The 15,482-nt window shown below is 61.0% G+C and carries 18 protein-coding genes; 11 read left to right on the top strand and 7 right to left on the bottom strand.

Annotated elements, in window-relative coordinates; genetic code table 11:
* The first annotated feature begins 41 nt into the window (after positions 1-41).
* Positions 42-959, top strand: coding sequence for a LysR family transcriptional regulator (locus ABFB52_RS01520; RefSeq protein ID WP_085748066.1), 918 nt, complete (start codon positions 42-44; stop codon positions 957-959).
* On the opposite strand, the gene ABFB52_RS01515 is transcribed toward ABFB52_RS01520, so the two are convergent.
* Entirely contained in the window at positions 932-1,258 is a 327-nt protein-coding gene (locus ABFB52_RS01515; RefSeq protein ID WP_011331820.1) for a DUF883 family protein, read from the bottom strand. The genes ABFB52_RS01520 and ABFB52_RS01515 overlap by 28 nt on opposite strands.
* A 156-nt stretch (positions 1,259-1,414) precedes the next feature.
* Here ABFB52_RS01515 and ABFB52_RS01510 point away from each other — a divergent pair, with 156 nt between their 5' ends.
* Complete coding sequence (locus tag ABFB52_RS01510) at positions 1,415-1,630, top strand: dodecin (RefSeq protein ID WP_007953919.1); 216 nt, start codon at positions 1,415-1,417, stop codon at positions 1,628-1,630.
* A 128-nt stretch (positions 1,631-1,758) separates the two neighbouring features.
* Entirely contained in the window at positions 1,759-1,983 is a 225-nt protein-coding gene (locus ABFB52_RS01505) for a DUF1161 domain-containing protein (protein WP_085748065.1), read from the top strand.
* A gap of 61 nt (positions 1,984-2,044) precedes the next feature.
* On the opposite strand, the gene ABFB52_RS01500 is transcribed toward ABFB52_RS01505, so the two are convergent.
* Entirely contained in the window at positions 2,045-3,046 is a 1,002-nt protein-coding gene (locus ABFB52_RS01500; protein ID WP_039764807.1) for an LLM class flavin-dependent oxidoreductase, read from the bottom strand.
* Positions 3,047-3,289: 243 nt separating this feature from the next.
* Here ABFB52_RS01500 and ABFB52_RS01495 point away from each other — a divergent pair, with 243 nt between their 5' ends.
* Positions 3,290-3,721: an OsmC family protein gene (locus tag ABFB52_RS01495; protein WP_011331817.1), complete on the top strand. Its 432-nt coding sequence runs from the start codon at positions 3,290-3,292 to the stop codon at positions 3,719-3,721.
* Positions 3,722-3,824: 103 nt separating this feature from the next.
* Positions 3,825-4,064, top strand: coding sequence for a DUF1161 domain-containing protein (locus ABFB52_RS01490; RefSeq protein WP_007953935.1), 240 nt, complete (start codon positions 3,825-3,827; stop codon positions 4,062-4,064).
* 6 nt (positions 4,065-4,070) lie between these two features.
* Here ABFB52_RS01490 and ABFB52_RS01485 read toward each other — a convergent pair whose 3' ends face one another.
* Together ABFB52_RS01485 and ABFB52_RS01480 are read right to left on the bottom strand one after the other, a co-directional pair.
* Positions 4,071-4,490, bottom strand: a complete 420-nt coding sequence (locus tag ABFB52_RS01485; protein ID WP_102688251.1) for a hypothetical protein — start codon at positions 4,488-4,490, stop codon at positions 4,071-4,073.
* A 40-nt stretch (positions 4,491-4,530) separates the two neighbouring features.
* Positions 4,531-4,953, bottom strand: coding sequence for a hypothetical protein (locus ABFB52_RS01480; protein WP_129973316.1), 423 nt, complete (start codon positions 4,951-4,953; stop codon positions 4,531-4,533).
* 58 nt (positions 4,954-5,011) lie between these two features.
* On the opposite strand from ABFB52_RS01480, the gene ABFB52_RS01475 reads away from it, so the two are divergent.
* Positions 5,012-6,088, top strand: a complete 1,077-nt coding sequence (locus tag ABFB52_RS01475; protein WP_129973317.1) for an aminopeptidase — start codon at positions 5,012-5,014, stop codon at positions 6,086-6,088.
* Positions 6,089-6,201: 113 nt separating this feature from the next.
* Here ABFB52_RS01475 and ABFB52_RS01470 read toward each other — a convergent pair whose 3' ends face one another.
* Positions 6,202-6,852, bottom strand: a complete 651-nt coding sequence (locus ABFB52_RS01470; protein WP_129973318.1) for an HAD family hydrolase — start codon at positions 6,850-6,852, stop codon at positions 6,202-6,204.
* A gap of 28 nt (positions 6,853-6,880) precedes the next feature.
* A complete protein-coding gene (locus ABFB52_RS01465; protein WP_064379538.1) occupies positions 6,881-7,426 on the bottom strand; it encodes a gamma carbonic anhydrase family protein in 546 nt (181 codons plus the stop codon).
* A gap of 89 nt (positions 7,427-7,515) precedes the next feature.
* Between ABFB52_RS01465 and prlC the strand changes: the two genes are divergently transcribed.
* The 3 genes from prlC (at position 7,516) to ABFB52_RS01450 (ending at position 12,009) form a co-directional block, all read left to right on the top strand.
* Positions 7,516-9,567 (top strand): oligopeptidase A, encoded by a 2,052-nt coding sequence (gene prlC / locus ABFB52_RS01460; RefSeq protein WP_129973319.1) that lies wholly within the window; start codon positions 7,516-7,518, stop codon positions 9,565-9,567.
* Positions 9,564-9,854, top strand: coding sequence for a YheV family putative zinc ribbon protein (locus ABFB52_RS01455; protein ID WP_007953955.1), 291 nt, complete (start codon positions 9,564-9,566; stop codon positions 9,852-9,854). The genes prlC and ABFB52_RS01455 overlap by 4 nt, the downstream gene beginning before the upstream one ends.
* 112 nt (positions 9,855-9,966) lie before the next feature.
* Complete coding sequence (locus ABFB52_RS01450) at positions 9,967-12,009, top strand: M3 family metallopeptidase (RefSeq protein ID WP_129973320.1); 2,043 nt, start codon at positions 9,967-9,969, stop codon at positions 12,007-12,009.
* Here ABFB52_RS01450 and ABFB52_RS01445 read toward each other — a convergent pair.
* Entirely contained in the window at positions 11,996-12,640 is a 645-nt protein-coding gene (locus ABFB52_RS01445) for a dual specificity protein phosphatase family protein (protein WP_129973321.1), read from the bottom strand. The genes ABFB52_RS01450 and ABFB52_RS01445 overlap by 14 nt on opposite strands.
* 297 nt (positions 12,641-12,937) lie before the next feature.
* On the opposite strand from ABFB52_RS01445, the gene ABFB52_RS01440 reads away from it, so the two are divergent.
* Together ABFB52_RS01440 and ABFB52_RS01435 are read left to right on the top strand one after the other, a co-directional pair.
* Entirely contained in the window at positions 12,938-13,684 is a 747-nt protein-coding gene (locus ABFB52_RS01440) for a gluconate 2-dehydrogenase subunit 3 family protein (protein ID WP_129973322.1), read from the top strand.
* Positions 13,685-13,686: 2 nt separating this feature from the next.
* Complete coding sequence (locus ABFB52_RS01435; RefSeq protein ID WP_007953975.1) at positions 13,687-15,471, top strand: GMC family oxidoreductase; 1,785 nt, start codon at positions 13,687-13,689, stop codon at positions 15,469-15,471.
* Positions 15,472-15,482 lie beyond the last annotated feature (11 nt).

Below are 15,482 nucleotides of genomic sequence, written 5' to 3'. Positions count from 1 at the left end.
GATAAGATCGCCACAACCTGTCAGGAAAACTCACAGATATCATGAGCCATGACCTCCCCCCGCTGAACGCCCTGCGCGCCTTCGAAGCCACCGCCCGCCTGAACAGTGTCAGCCAGGCTGCGGAGCAACTGCACGTGACTCACGGTGCGGTCAGCCGCCAGCTCAAGGTGCTGGAAGAGCATCTCGGCGTCAGTCTTTTCGTCAAGGACGGTCGTGGCCTGAAACTCACAGATGCCGGCATCCGTCTGCGCGATGCCAGCGGCGAGGCGTTCGACCGCTTGCGCAGCGTTTGCGCCGAACTGACCCAAAGCACCGCCGATGCGCCGTTCGTACTCGGTTGCTCCGGTAGCTTGCTGGCGCGCTGGTTCATTCCCCGACTGGGAAGGCTGAATGCCGATCTGCCGGACTTGCGTCTGCACCTGTCCGCCGGTGAAGGCGATCTCGACCCGCGTCGCCCGGGACTGGATGCATTGCTGCTGTTCGCCGAACCGCCATGGCCGGCGGACATGCAGGTGTACGAGCTGGCCAGCGAGCGAATCGGCCCGGTCATGAGTCCGCTGTTCAGCGGCTACCAGCGCCTGCAATCGGCACCGCCCATTGCCCTGCTCGACGAACCCTTGCTGCACACGACTTCACGCCCGCAAGCCTGGCCGAGCTGGGCGCAGCAAAGCGGCCTCGACGCCAAGGCGTTGAAGCTGGGGCAGGGTTTCGAGCATTTGTATTACTTGCTGGAAGCGGCCGTCGCCGGGCTGGGCGTGGCGATCGCGCCGGAACCGCTGGTGACCGAAGACTTGAAGGCCGGTCGCCTGGTCGCGCCATGGGGCTTCAGTGAAACCCCGGCGCAACTGGCGTTGTGGCTACCCAAGCGCGCCGCAGACGGGCGCGCCCGGCAATTGGCGCAGTGGCTCAGGAACGAGCTGCGCCAGGCAGATCACTCGCCGCGCTTGAACAGCAAGTAAGCGGCCAGCAGACCCAGCGCACCGACCGCCACACCGGCGGTCGTCCACGGATGTTCCTGCGCGTAATCGCGGGTGGCGATCCCGGTCTCGCGGGTTTTGACTTTGACTTCTTCGTAGGCATCGCTGAGCAGGCTGCGCGAATGTTTCAGCGCACTTTCGGCATTGCTTTTCAGCGCCTTGAGGGTCTTGCGCGACTCGTCAGAAGCGTCGTCCTTCAGGCTTTCCAACGACTTGAGCAGACTCTCGATCTCCGCTTCCATGCTTTGCAACGAGGCTTTGCGTAACGAGGTGTTGGCCATTGTGGCTCTCCTGCATTGGTGATGAGTGGCGTGTGTTGGTTGGGACTTCAGCGTTTCTGGAAAGTGCAGAAAATCTGAACTTCCTCTCGCCCGGATCGCCGAAATCAACACGGCAAATCGCTGCTAGGCTCAATTGCACACTTCAAGGAGAACACCATGAGTGACCATCACACCTACAAGAAAGTCGAGCTGGTCGGTTCGTCCACCAGCAGCATCGAAGACGCCATCAACAATGCGTTGGCCGAGGCCAACAAGAGCATCAAGCATCTGGAATGGTTTGAAGTGACCGAAACCCGCGGCCACATCAAGGATGGCAAGGCGGCGCACTTTCAAGTGACCCTGAAAGTCGGGTTCCGGATAGCCAGCAGCTGAGTTTGGTCTACGCTTCTGAACTTGCGCGCTGGCCGAGTGCCATAGGAATGGCAATGCGCTACGAGGTGAGTGCATCGAGCGAACGGCTCGATGCCTGCCTTTTTTAATCCGACCAGGGAGTGCGACCGATGAAGAAGTTCATGTTGGCAGTAGGTTTGTTGAGCCTTGCGGGTGGTGCGTTTGCTGCCGGCAAGCCTTGTGAAGAACTGAAGGCTGAAATCGCGGCCAAGCTGGATGCCAAGGGCGTTTCCGGGTATTCGCTGGAGATTGTCGACAAGGGTGCGGCCAGTGGCGGCAAAGTCGTCGGCACCTGCGAAGGCGGCGCCAAAGAGATCGTCTACACCCGCGGCTGATCACGCCGGAAAAACGAAAGCCGACGCAATGCGTCGGCTTTTTTGTTCGCGGCGATCGGGCTCAGCCCTTCATGACCTGCGCCAGCAGCTCGTAGGAATGCAGGCGATCGGCGTGTTCATACAGGTCGCAGGTGAAGATCAGCTCATCAGCCTGAGTCTGTTCGATCAGCACTTCGAGTTTCGCGCGGATTTTCTGCGGACTGCCGACCATCGCCAGACCGAGGAAATCACCCACCGCCTCACGCTCGTGGGGCAGCCACAGGCCGTCCATGGTTTTCACCGGTGGGCGCTGCACCAGACTTTGCCCACGCATCAGCGCGAGAATTCGCTGGTACACCGAGGTCGCCAGGTAATCAGCCTGTTCATCGGTATCGGCCGCCACCAGCGGCACGCCGAGCATCACGTACGGTTTGTCGAGTACCGCCGATGGCTTGAAGTGATTGCGGTAGACGCGAATCGCCTCATGCATGAAGCGCGGTGCGAAATGCGAGGCGAAGGCGTAGGGCAAACCGCGCTCGCCGGCCAGTTGTGCACTGAACAGACTGGAACCGAGCAGCCAGATCGGCACGTTGGTGCCGGTGCCCGGCATCGCGATCACGCGCTGATCCGGGGTGCGCGGACCGAGGAAGCGCGCCAGCTCAGCCACGTCTTCCGGGAAATCATCGGCACTGCCGGAGCGCTCACGGCGCAAGGCGCGGGCGGTCATCTGGTCGGAACCCGGCGCACGCCCCAGACCGAGGTCGATCCGTCCCGGATACAGGCTTTCGAGGGTGCCGAACTGCTCGGCGATCACCAATGGTGCGTGGTTGGGCAGCATCACGCCGCCGGAGCCGACCCGGATGGTCGACGTGCCGCCGGCCAGATAGCCCAGCAACACCGAGGTGGCAGAACTGGCGATGCCGTCCATGTTGTGGTGCTCGGCAACCCAGAACCGGGTGTAGCCGAACTTCTCGACGTGCTGCGCCAGATCCAGCGAGTTGCGCAGCGACTGCGCCGGGCTGCCGTTCTCGCGCACCGGCACCAGATCAAGGGTGGAAAACTTTACGTCGGACAGTTGCTTCATAAACCTGCATCTCCGATTGAGGGCGCAGGTGTGTTCTTGGCGAACGCAAACCTGCCCAATTCATAAGCGTGTTCTGTGCAATGAGGGCATATACCCGAGTTTCAATAGCCGATCCGAAATTTCCTACTAAAAAAGTCAACGATTCACTTGGGCTGAACTTTGTTCCGGCGTCTATCCTCAGAAGCCTTGCAGGCAAAAACCACGACGGCGCGGCGTCTCGCGCCCGATTTGAAGGAGGCACACATGGCTATCGTGAAGAAGGCATCCGCGCATTGGGAAGGTGACCTGAAAACCGGCATCGGCTCGATTTCCACCGAAACCGGCGTCCTGCGCGAAGCGCCCTACGGCTTCAAGGCCCGCTTCGAAGGCGGCAAGGGCACCAATCCGGAAGAACTGATCGGCGCCGCCCATGCGGGCTGTTTCTCCATGGCGTTCTCGATGATTCTCGGTGACGCCGGGCTCAAGGCCGACAGCATCGACACCCAGGCCGAGGTCACGCTGGACCAGGTGGATGGCGGCTTTGCGATCACCGCAGTGAAACTGATCCTCAAGGCAAAAATTCCGGGAGCGACCCAGGCGCAGTTCGAAGAGCTGAGCAACAAGGCCAAGGAAGGTTGCCCGGTGTCCAAGGTGCTGAATGCGAAGATCAGTCTCGACGCATCGCTGGTCAGCTGACTGCTTTGAGCCTAATCAGAACCCGCCAGGCAAAAATGTGGTCGAATAAATGACAGCAGCTTTCGCGCATCTTCGTGCGCGCTGCTTCGATGGAGCTTCAACCATGAAACGTTTTGCCTTGGCGGTTATCTGTGGCGTGCTGGCAACGTCGGCCTTCGCAGCGCCCAAAGACTGCGAAGAACTCAAGCAAGAGATCGAAATCAAGATTCAGGCGAACGCCGTGCCCTCCTACACCCTGGAGATAGTCTCCAAGGAAGAGGCTGAAAAACACGACATCGCCATGATCGTCGGCACCTGCGACAACGGCACCAAAGCCATCATCTATCAGAAGAACGACCGCTGATACGCATCAGATGATGCAGTTGACTTCGCGGTCCTCGGCGACGATTTCCCGCTTGTCGTTGTACAGGCGGGCACTCGGGGTAAACGCCAGCGAACGGCCTTCGAGCAAGTAACGCTGGCCCGCCTCGAAATGATCGTAGCGGATGGTCAGGTAGCACAGACGCTCCACGGGGCCGGTCATCAGGCTGCCGCCTCCGCCGAACACTTCAAAGTCGAAGCGTACCCGTAGCTCGTGGCTGCCGGGCGTGACCTGGAAGAAGCGCCCGTCAGTCAGCCGCCTGTTGTCGAGACGCTCGGCCATCAGCAGTTTTCCGCCGGGGGTTGGCGTGGAGAATTCGACCCAGGCCATGTTCGGATCGACGGGGGGCAACGATGTCTGGCACCCGGCGAGTACGCCTGCGGCCAGCAACAGCATCAACGTGCGCATGATGGATGTCCGTGAGTTCGGACATCCAGCATAACGCCGATCAGGTTCGCTGGCAGCCCGCTGGCGTGCCCTGGCCCACCACGTTGCGTTGTTGGTCATAGAGCTTGGCCCACGGACGGAAACCGATGCTACCCGCCTGCAACTGATACCGCTGGCCAGCGTTGAAATCCTTGAATTTCACGTTCAACTGACAATCGCGCCACAGCGGCTCGGCATCCGGGCCGATGTTGGTCGCCTCGACCGGGAATTGATAACGAACCGTCAGTTCATGGCTGCCGGGCTGCACTTCGAAGTAACGATGATCGACGGAAGCCTTGTTGTCGACTTCCAGCGCCTGCAACGCCGTGTCCTGTTGCCGGGCATCCAGATCGATCCAGGCTTGCGAGGGGTCAGGGGTCGGCATTCCGAATCCGGCACAACCGGCCAGCGTCAGCACGCTTCCTGTCAGTATCAACATGCGCATAGCGGAGCTCCAATGGGCGGGATAGTCTTGGGCAGACTTTCCGGGGGGATTTCTTATTTTGATCAGGCCGCTTCCAAGCCATGGGTTACTTGATCGCGTTTTGCGGGTTTTGTTTCCGGGTGTGATGATTTTGTTGCTCAACGGTTGCTCAAGCCTGAGCTATTACAGCCAGCTGGCCAGCGGTCAGCTGCAGCTTTTGCGGGCGCGGGAGCCGGTGGCCAAGGTGATCGCCGACCCGACCCGCGACGCCAGACTGCGCACTCACCTGGCCCAATCCCAGAAAGCCCGGGCTTTTGCCAGCGAACATTTGCACCTGCCGGACAACCAAAGCTATCGCCTCTACGCCGACATCGGTCGGCCGTTTGTCGTGTGGAATGTGTTCGCCACCCCGGAGTTTTCCCTGAGCCCGCAGAACCATTGCTTCCCGATTGCCGGTTGCGTGGCCTATCGCGGCTATTACAGCCAGAGCGCGGCGCGGGGCGAAGCAGCGATTCAGCGCCTGCAAGGCATGGACGTGTCGATCGGCGGCGTCGAGGCCTACTCGACCCTCGGCTGGTTCAACGATCCGATCCTCAATTCGATGATGGGCTGGGGCGACGAGCGTCTGGCGACGCTGATCTTCCATGAACTGGCCCACCAACGTTTCTATGTGAAGGATGACACCGAGTTCAACGAGTCCTTCGCGACCTTCGTCGAGCAGGAAGGTACGCGGCAGTGGCGAGCGTTTCGTGGCTTGCCCCCGGAAAACGACTCGAAACTGAAGCAGCGGGATCAATTCATTCAGCTGATCCTCGATACCCGTTCACGCCTCGAAAAACTCTATGCACAACCATTGGCGACAGCGCAGATGCGCGAGCGCAAGGCGGCAGAGTTCGAACGGTTTCGACAGGATTACCGAGCGATGCGCGATGACCAGTGGGCCGGCGACAAACGCTATGACGCCTGGGTCAATGCGCCGTTGAACAACGCACGGCTATTGCCGTTCGGGCTGTATGACCAGTGGGTGCCGGCGTTTGCGGCGTTGTTCAGGCAGGTTGGTGGGGATTGGGTCAGGTTTTACGCAGAGGTCGAAAAGTTGGGTGGCTTGCCGGTCGTTGAGCGTAAGTCGGCTTTGAAAGTGCTGGCAGGCTCATAAATCTACAGCGGCTTTCAGGCCCATCGCGAGCAGGCTCGCTCCCACAGGAAACCGAGTTCCGGTACTGAAACGCGGTCACTGTGGGAGCGAGCCTGCTCGCGATGGCTGATTCATCAGCGCCGCAAAAATGCCTGATGCAATTGATCCAAAGTCTCGAAGTGATAAGCCGGCGCTTCGGCACTCAGCTCTTCATGGCTGCCAAAACCGTAACCCACGGCCGCCGCATCCAGCCCGTTGCTGCGAGCACCGATCAGGTCATGCTTGCGGTCACCGATCATCAGCGTATTGGCCGAATCCAGCCCTTCCTCGGCCATCAGGTGGGCGATCAGATCGACCTTGTTGGTGCGGGTGCCGTCCAGTTCGCTGCCGTAGATCACCTTGAAGTGTTTGGCGAAGTCGAAGTGCCGGGCGATTTCCCGGGCGAACACCCACGGCTTCGACGTCGCGATATACAGCTGGCGGCCTTGGCCGCTCAGGGTTTCCAGCAACGGCGTGACGCCCTCGAACACCCGGTTCTCGTACAGGCCGGTGACCTTGAAGCGCTCGCGGTAGAAATTCACCGCCTCCCACGCCTTCGCTTCATCAAAACCATAAAACTGCATGAACGCCTGCAACAGCGGCGGGCCGATGAAGTGTTCCAGCTTGGTCAGGTCCGGCTCATCGATGCCGAGCTTGCTCAAGGCGAACTGAATGGAACGGGTGATGCCCTCACGCGGATCGGTAAGGGTGCCATCGAGGTCGAACAGTACGGTCTGGTAATGCATGAAAAATCCCGGGCAATAGAGAGAAAAATCAGAGCTGGTCGTAGCCTTCGGCCAGATGCAGGTCCTTGAGCTTCACGTAGTTCGCCGCGCTGTAGGTGAAAAAGGCGTTTTCCTTGTCGGTCAGTGGACGGACCTGTTTCACCGGACTGCCCACGTACAGGAAACCGCTTTCCAGGCGTTTGCCCGGTGGCACGAGACTGCCGGCGCCGATGATCACATCGTCCTCGACCACCGCGCCGTCCATGACGATGCTGCCCATGCCGATAAGTACGCGGCTGCCGACCGTACAGCCATGCAGCATGACCTTGTGGGCGATGGTCACGTCATCGCCAATCAGCAGCGGGAAACCGTCCGGGTTGAACGGGCCAGCGTGAGTGATGTGCAACACACAACCATCCTGCACGCTGGTGCGCGCGCCGATGCGGATGCGGTGCATGTCGCCGCGGATCACGGTCAGCGGCCACACGGAGCTGTCTTCGCCGATTTCGACGTCGCCGATCACCACCGCCGAGCCGTCGACAAATGCGCCTTGGCTCAAGCGTGGGGTGTGATTCTGGTACTTGCGAAGGGACACGATTAGTTCTCTCTCTGTCGCCGATAGCTGCGGTGGGTGTCGATTGTAATTAAGATGGGCGCATGTTTCTTCCAGCCAAGGTGCCAACCGTGAGCGTGAACAACCCTCTTCTGCAGTCCTACGACCTGCCGCCGTTCTCCGCGATCCGTGCCGAACACGTGCAGCCGGCCATCGAAACCATTCTGGCCGACAACCGCGCCGCCATCGCCGAAATCCTCAAGACCCAAGGCCAGAACCCGACCTGGGCCGGGCTGGTGCTGGCGATGGACGAACTCAATGATCGCCTGGGCGCAGCCTGGAGTCCGGTCAGCCACCTCAATGCCGTGTGCAACAGCGCCGAACTGCGTGAAGCCTACGAGTCGTGCCTGCCGGCGTTGAGCGCCTATTCCACCGAAATGGGCCAGAACCGCGAACTGTTCCAGGCTTATGAAGCCCTGGCCAACAGCCCGGAAGCCGCCGGTTTCGACGTGGCGCAAAAAACCATTCTGGAACACGCCCTGCGCGATTTCCGTCTGTCGGGCATCGACCTGCCGGAAGCCGAGCAGAAGCGCTATGCCGAAGTGCAGAGCAAGCTGTCCGAGCTGGGCAGCCGCTTCTCCAACCAGTTGCTCGACGCCACTCAGGCCTGGACCAAGCACTTGACCGACGAAGCCGCCCTCGCCGGCCTGACCGATTCGGCCAAGGCGCAAATGGCCGCTGCGGCACAGGCCAAAGGCCTCGACGGCTGGCTGATCACCCTGGAATTCCCGAGTTACTACGCGGTGATGACCTACGCCCAGGACCGTGCGCTGCGCGAAGAAGTCTACGCCGCCTACTGCACCCGTGCGTCGGATCAAGGCCCGAACGCCGGCCAGAACGACAATGGCCCGGTGATGGGCGAAATCCTCGACCTGCGTCAGGAGCTGGCCAAACTGCTTGGTTTCTCCAGCTTCTCCGAGCTGAGCCTGGCCACCAAAATGGCCGAATCCAGCGATCAGGTGCTGAGCTTCCTGCGCGATCTGGCCAAGCGCAGCAAACCGTTTGCCGCCCAGGATCTGCAACAGCTCAAGGCTTACGCCGCCGAGCAAGGCTGCGCCGATCTGCAAAGCTGGGACAGCGGTTTCTACGGTGAAAAACTCCGTGAACAACGCTACAGCGTCGCCCAGGAAACCCTGCGCGCCTACTTCCCGATCGACAAAGTGCTCGGCGGCCTGTTCGCCATCGTTCAGCGCCTGTACGGCATTGAAATCGCCGAACTGAAAGGCTTCGACACCTGGCACCCGGACGTTCGCCTGTTCGAGATCAAGGAAAACGGCCAGCACGTCGGTCGCTTCTTCTTCGACCTCTACGCCCGCGCCAACAAGCGTGGCGGCGCGTGGATGGACGGCGCCCGCGACCGTCGCCGCACCCTCGACGGGGTGCTGCAAAGCCCGGTGGCCAATCTGGTGTGCAACTTCACCCCGGCCGACAGCGGCAAACCTGCACTGCTGACCCACGATGAAGTGACCACCCTGTTCCACGAATTCGGCCACGGCCTGCATCACCTGCTGACCCGCGTCGAGCATGCCGGCGTTTCCGGTATCAACGGCGTGGCGTGGGACGCGGTCGAGCTGCCGAGCCAGTTCATGGAAAACTGGTGCTGGGAGCCGGAAGGTCTGGCGCTGATTTCCGGCCACTACGAAACCGGCGAGCCGCTGCCGCAGGATCTGCTGGAAAAAATGCTCGCGGCGAAGAACTTCCAGTCCGGTCTGATGATGGTGCGCCAACTGGAATTCTCGCTGTTCGACTTCGAACTGCACGCCACTCACGGTGACGGCCGCAGCGTCGCGCAGGTTCTGGAAGGCGTGCGTGACGAGGTGTCGGTGATGCGTCCTCCGGCCTACAACCGCTTCCCGAACAGCTTCGCCCACATCTTCGCCGGCGGTTACGCGGCGGGTTACTACAGCTACAAGTGGGCGGAAGTGCTGTCGGCGGATGCCTTTTCGAAGTTCGAAGAAGACGGCGTGCTGAATGCCGACACCGGTCGCGCCTTCCGTGAAGCGATCCTGGCCCGCGGTGGCTCGCAGGAGCCGATGGTGCTGTTCGTCGACTTCCGTGGCCGTGAGCCGTCGATTGACGCACTCTTGCGCCACAGCGGCCTGAGTGAGGACGCGGCAGCATGAGTGAGGCACCCGTGAAGACCAAAAAACGCTTTATCGCCGGGGCGGTCTGCCCGGCGTGCAGCGAGCCGGACAAACTGATGATGTGGAGCGAGGACGATGTCCCGCACCGCGAATGTGTGGCGTGCGGCTACAGCGATACGCTCAATGCCCAAGGGCTGTCGGTGCCGAAAGAGCTGGGCACGCGGGTCAACACCAGCGCGCTCAAGCCTGCCCCGGACAAAACGGTTCAGGCGGTGCAGTTCTTCCCGAATCCGAAGTTGAAGAAAAAGCCCGACGAGCAGCACTGATCCTCAATCACCTTCCCCGATTCGTCGGTGGAAGGTGGTATTGGCTTAACACCTGTCCCCCGCACTTGCTTCGTAGGCTGGCCTTTTGCGCCACGCCTCGAAGGAAGCTGCCATGCCCGACACCAATCCCCTCCTGCAACACTGGACGCTGCCACCGTGGCCAGCGATTCGCGCCGAGCACCTGCTGCCGGCGGTCACCAGCATCATTGCGGACAACCAAAGAATCATCGCCCAGGTGATCGCCAGTCAGACCGAACATCCCGGCTGGGATGATCTGGTACTGAGCATCGACGAAGCCGACGCGCGCCTCGGTGAAGTTCGCTCGATTCTTGAAACGTTGTCGATGGTCAGATCCGACGATGCGGTCTGGCTCGTGGAAAGCGCCAAAGCGCATCTGGCGATCAATCAGTATCGCTCTGAAAAAGCCCACAATCGCCGGTTGTACGAGACCTATCAGCGTTTGGCGCAGAGCTCGATCGCCGGCAGTTTCGATGAGGCGCGCAACATCGCACTGTCGCGAATTCTGCGCCGATTCAAGCAGTCGGGCATTGAGCTTCCCACTGAACAGCAGCAGGAGCTGGCGCGGTTGAACCGCGAGATCGGAGGCTTGGAATTCGTATTTCTGGACAACCTCGATCGCTGGACCGAGGCGTGGAGCAAACGTATTGACGATATTGCGCTGCTCGCAGGCTTGTCGCCGGCCATGAAAGATCGGCTGGCACTCGCCGCACGCCAGACCGGGCATGACGGCTGGTTGATCCGGCTGGACCAGAACACCTGCCAGCACATCCTCAAGTACGCCGAGAACCGCGCCTTGCGGGAGGAGTGCTACGTTGCCTACATGACCCGCGCCTCCGATCGGGGCCCACTGGCCGGCCGCTTCGATAACGGCCCGGTGCTGAAGACGCTGCTCGCCTTGCGCCAGCAGAAAGCCCGTTTATTCGGCCACGAAAACGCCGCACTACTGAGTCTGGCCAAAAACAGCGCCGGGACAACGGCATGGGTTAGTAGTTTTCTACAGCGTCAGGCGTCGCAACTGGCACCTACCCTCGCGCAGGATGCAGCGCAACTGGCAGCCTTCGCGCAGCAACGCGGGATCGACCGGGTCCAGCCGTGGGATGAAGACTTCCTGGCCGAACAATGGCGCCAACAGCAGTTTCCCGGTGCGCTGGAAAACCTGCGTGATTACTTTCCGCTCGAGGGCACCCTGCGCAGGCTCTTTCTGTTCTGCGAACGAATGTTCGGGATACGCATCGTCGAGCGGTCCGGTGGCGGCCACTGGCATGACGATGTGCGCCTGCTGGAAATCAGCGAGCATGAACAGGTCATCGGCTACATCTACCTCGACCCGTTTCACCGCGACAACGCGGTGGACTTCCCCGGCACCTCCACGCTGCGCAATCGCCGGATCAACGCCGAAGGCCGCCCGGCGCTGCCGATTGCCCTGCTCTACAGCAATTTCACACCGGCCACCGATACCCATCCGTGCTGGCTCGAAATCGACGATCTGCGGGTGCTGTTTCATGAGTTTGGCCATTGCCTCCAACACGTGCTGACACGCTCGCCCCATCACAGCCTGTCCGGCATCCTGCAACTGGGCCATGAAGCGGCGGAGTTTTCCGGGCAGTTGTTCGAGCAGTGGTGTTTGTCGCGGGAGTTTGTGCTGTGGCTCGGCGCGCATTTTCAGACCGGCGAACGCTTGAGCGCCACACGGGTCGACGCGGCACTGTCAGCTGCTCAGGCCCACTCCAGCCGGCAGCAGGCCTTGTTGCTGATGGGGGCGATGATTGATTTCGAGCTGCACCTGACCCCCGGCGACGGGCGCTCGGTCGAGGAGGTCTGCACCGACGTGCAGCGCAGCCTGAGTCCTCTGCAACTGCCGGGCGATCACCGGTTTGCCAATGGATTCGATTACATGGTGACCCAGTACGACGCTTCGGTTTACGCCTACGTCTGGTCGGGCGCGCTGGCTCAGGAAGCGTTCAAGCGCTTCAACCGGGACTGGGTGTTCAACGCGCAAACCGGCCGAGAGTTCCGCGCCACGTTCTTTGCACCAGGTGCGGGGCGTCCGTTGCTGGACGCGGTAGAAGCGTTCATCGGCCGGCCGGTCGCCGGCCTCGTTGACGTGGAGGCCGGACGGGTCACTTCAGATTGACCGTCTGAAACCAGCTCTTCATCGAGCACGTGGCAAACGCGCTGGTGCTGCAATCGCCATTGGCCAGCGCGGTGCGCAATTTATCGACATCGGCCTGCATCACGTAGCGCACGCTGTCCCGGAAGTGCCCACTCTCCCCAAACCCGCCCTGGGTCATTTCGTTCAGGGCGTCTTCCTTGCTCCAGCCCTGCACGACGATCCGGTACATCGCCGCCATCAGGCCGGTGCGATCGGAGCCGTGCTTGCAGTGCATCAACACCGGGCCGTCGGCTTCGGCGGACTGGATGGCACGCAGGGTCTTGAGCACGTCACTGTCGTCCACGTGATTGGTGCGATAGGGCAATTGCACCTGATGGATACCGGGGGCTTTCAACCAGTTGGAATCCGCTTCCGGCAGGAAGTTGATGACCGTGGCCACCTTCAGGTTGTTCAGCAACGGTACCGCGCCGTCGTCGGGGAGCGCGCTGCGATACAGCGTGGGCGACATCTGGAACAGGTTGTATTGCACTTCTACCGGTTGCGCCCACTCGACGGGACGGGAAGCCGGAGTGTCCGCAGCCTGAGCGGGAATCCAGCTGAACAGCGCAAGCAGCGACAAATAGAGTACGGAGGAAAAACGCGTCAGGAACATGCTTTACGGCGACCGTGTGGGTTTCATCAGTGAGGACCGCAGCTTGCGAGCCTCGCAGTCAAATCCCTGTGAGGCGCTTGTAAAAGAATCGTGAAGACACCGGTTCCCTTGGTCGAAAAGCGGTCTTTTTTTGGCTGAATCGGTTCATCCGGTTGCTTAGCCTGCTACCATTTGTCACATCATGTTGCAGACGCGTCCCCCTTCTCCCGGTCATTCCGGCCACGTCGCAGCCAGAAAATTCTTGAGCCGTTCGCAGAAACGGCTGACAACCATCAATGCCTGATGAGGTGCATACCCATGTCTGATGAAGATCGAGACAACCCGCGGCGTGAGTTTTTGCGCAAATCCCTGACCCTGATTCCGGTCGTGACTCTGGCCGGCAGCGGTCTCGGCAGCACGGTGCTGCAAGCAGCGCCCGAAAGCGCGCCTGCCCCCGCCCCGGCAAAATCGGTCGCGGTTGAAGCCAGCACTTATCAGCCAAGCTACTTCACCGCCGAAGAGTGGGCGTTCATCAATGCCGCCGTCGCGCAATTGATCCCCAAAGATGCGCAGGGTCCAGGTGCGCTCGAGGCCGGCGTGCCGGAATACATCGACCGTCAGATGAACACCCCGTACGCCGCCGGTGCTCTTTGGTACATGCAGGGCCCGTTCAATGCCGACGCCGCGCCAGAGATGGGCTGGCAGAGCAAACTGGTGCCAAAAGAGATCTATCGCCTCGGCATCGCCGCCACGGATCAGTGGGCAAAATCCATCAACGGTAAAACATTTGCCGAGCAAGACAGCGCTACCCGAGACGATCTGCTCAAGCAGCTTGAAGCCGGAAAACCGCAATTCGACGCGGTTCCGGCGAAGATTTTCTTCAGCTTGCTGCTGCAAAACACCAAGGAAGGGTTCTTCTGCGACCCGATCCACGGCGGCAATAAAGGCATGGTCGGCTGGACCATGATCGGCTTCCCCGGCGCCCGCGCCGATTTCATGGATTGGGTGGAACGCAACGAGCAGTACCCCTTCCCGGCAGTTTCGATTCGCGGCGAGAGGGCGTGAGCATGGCAACGGTAATGAAGAAGGTCGACGCAGTGATCGTCGGTTTCGGCTGGACAGGCGCGATCATGGCCAAGGAGCTGACCGAAGCCGGACTCAACGTGCTGGCGCTGGAACGCGGACCGATGCAGGACACCTACCCGGACGGCAACTATCCCCAGGTGATCGACGAACTCACCTACAGCGTGCGGAAAAAACTCTTCCAGGACGTTTCCAAGGAAACCGTCACCATCCGTCACAGCGTCAACGACATCGCCCTGCCGAACCGCCAACTGGGCGCGTTCCTGCCGGGCAATGGTGTGGGCGGCGCCGGTTTGCACTGGTCGGGCGTGCACTTTCGGGTCGACCCGATCGAGTTGCGCATGCGCAGCCACTACGAAGAGCGCTACGGCAAAAGCTTCATCCCCAAGGACATGACCATCCAGGACTTCGGCGTCAGCTATGAAGAGCTGGAACCGTTCTTCGATTTCGCCGAAAAAGTCTTCGGTACCTCCGGCCAGGCCTGGACCGTGAAAGGCCAACTGGTCGGTCAGGGCAAGGGCGGCAACCCGTACGCACCGGATCGCTCGAACCCATTCCCGCTGGAAGCGCAGAAAAACACGGTTTCCGCACAGCTGTTCGGCAAAGCGGCTACGGAGGTGGGTTACAAACCCTACAACCTGCCTTCGGCAAATACTTCAGGGCCGTACACCAACCCTTACGGCGCGCAGATGGGCCCGTGCAACTTCTGCGGTTTCTGCAGCGGTTACGTTTGCTACATGTATTCCAAAGCGTCGCCGAACGTGAACATTCTGCCGGCGCTGAAGCCGCTGCCGAATTTCGAACTGCGGCCGAACGCCCACGTGCTACGGGTCAACCTCGACAGCACCAAAACCAAAGCCACCGGCGTCACCTACATCGACGGCCAGGGTCGCGAGATCGAACAACCGGCGGATCTGGTGATCCTCGGCGCGTTCCAGTTGCACAACGTACGCCTGATGCTGCTTTCCGGCATCGGCAAACCCTACGACCCGGTCAGCGGTGAAGGCGTGGTCGGGCGCAACTTCGCCTACCAGAACATGGCCACCATCAAGGCGTTCTTCGACAAGGACACCCACACCAACAACTTCATCGGCGCCGGCGGCAACGGTGTGGCGGTGGATGACTTCAACGCCGACAACTTCGATCACGGACCGCATGGCTTCGTCGGCGGCTCGCCGATGTGGGTCAACCAGGCCGGCAGCCGACCGATCGCCGGCACCTCCAACCCGCCGGGCACTCCGGCCTGGGGCAGTGCGTGGAAACGCGCCACCGCCGATTACTACACCCACCAAGTGTCGATGGACGCCCACGGCGCGCATCAGTCCTACCGTGGCAACTACCTCGATCTGGACCCGGTGTACCGCGATGCCTACGGCATGCCGCTGCTGCGGATGACGTTCGACTGGCAGGAAAACGACATCAAGATGAACCGCTTCATGGTCGAGAAAATGGGCAAGATCGCCGAGGCCATGGGCCCGAAAGCCATCGCCGTGATCGGCAAGAAAGTCGGCGACCACTTCAACACCGCGTCGTACCAGACCACCCACCTCAACGGTGGCGCGATCATGGGCACCGATCCGAAGACCAGCGCGCTGAACCGCTACCTGCAGAGCTGGGACGTGCACAACGTATTCGTCCCGGGCGCCTCGGCATTCCCGCAAGGCCTGGGCTACAACCCGACCGGCCTGGTTGCCGCGCTGACCTACTGGTCGGCGAAAGCGATCCGCGAGCAATACCTGAAAAACCCCGGCCCGCTGGTTCAGGCTTAAGGAGCGATGAC

The organism is Pseudomonas sp. 9.2(2024) (genome assembly GCF_039695385.1).
GTDB lineage: Bacteria > Pseudomonadota > Gammaproteobacteria > Pseudomonadales > Pseudomonadaceae > Aquipseudomonas > Aquipseudomonas paraglycinae.
This window is presented reverse-complemented; position numbering and strand designations above follow the sequence as displayed.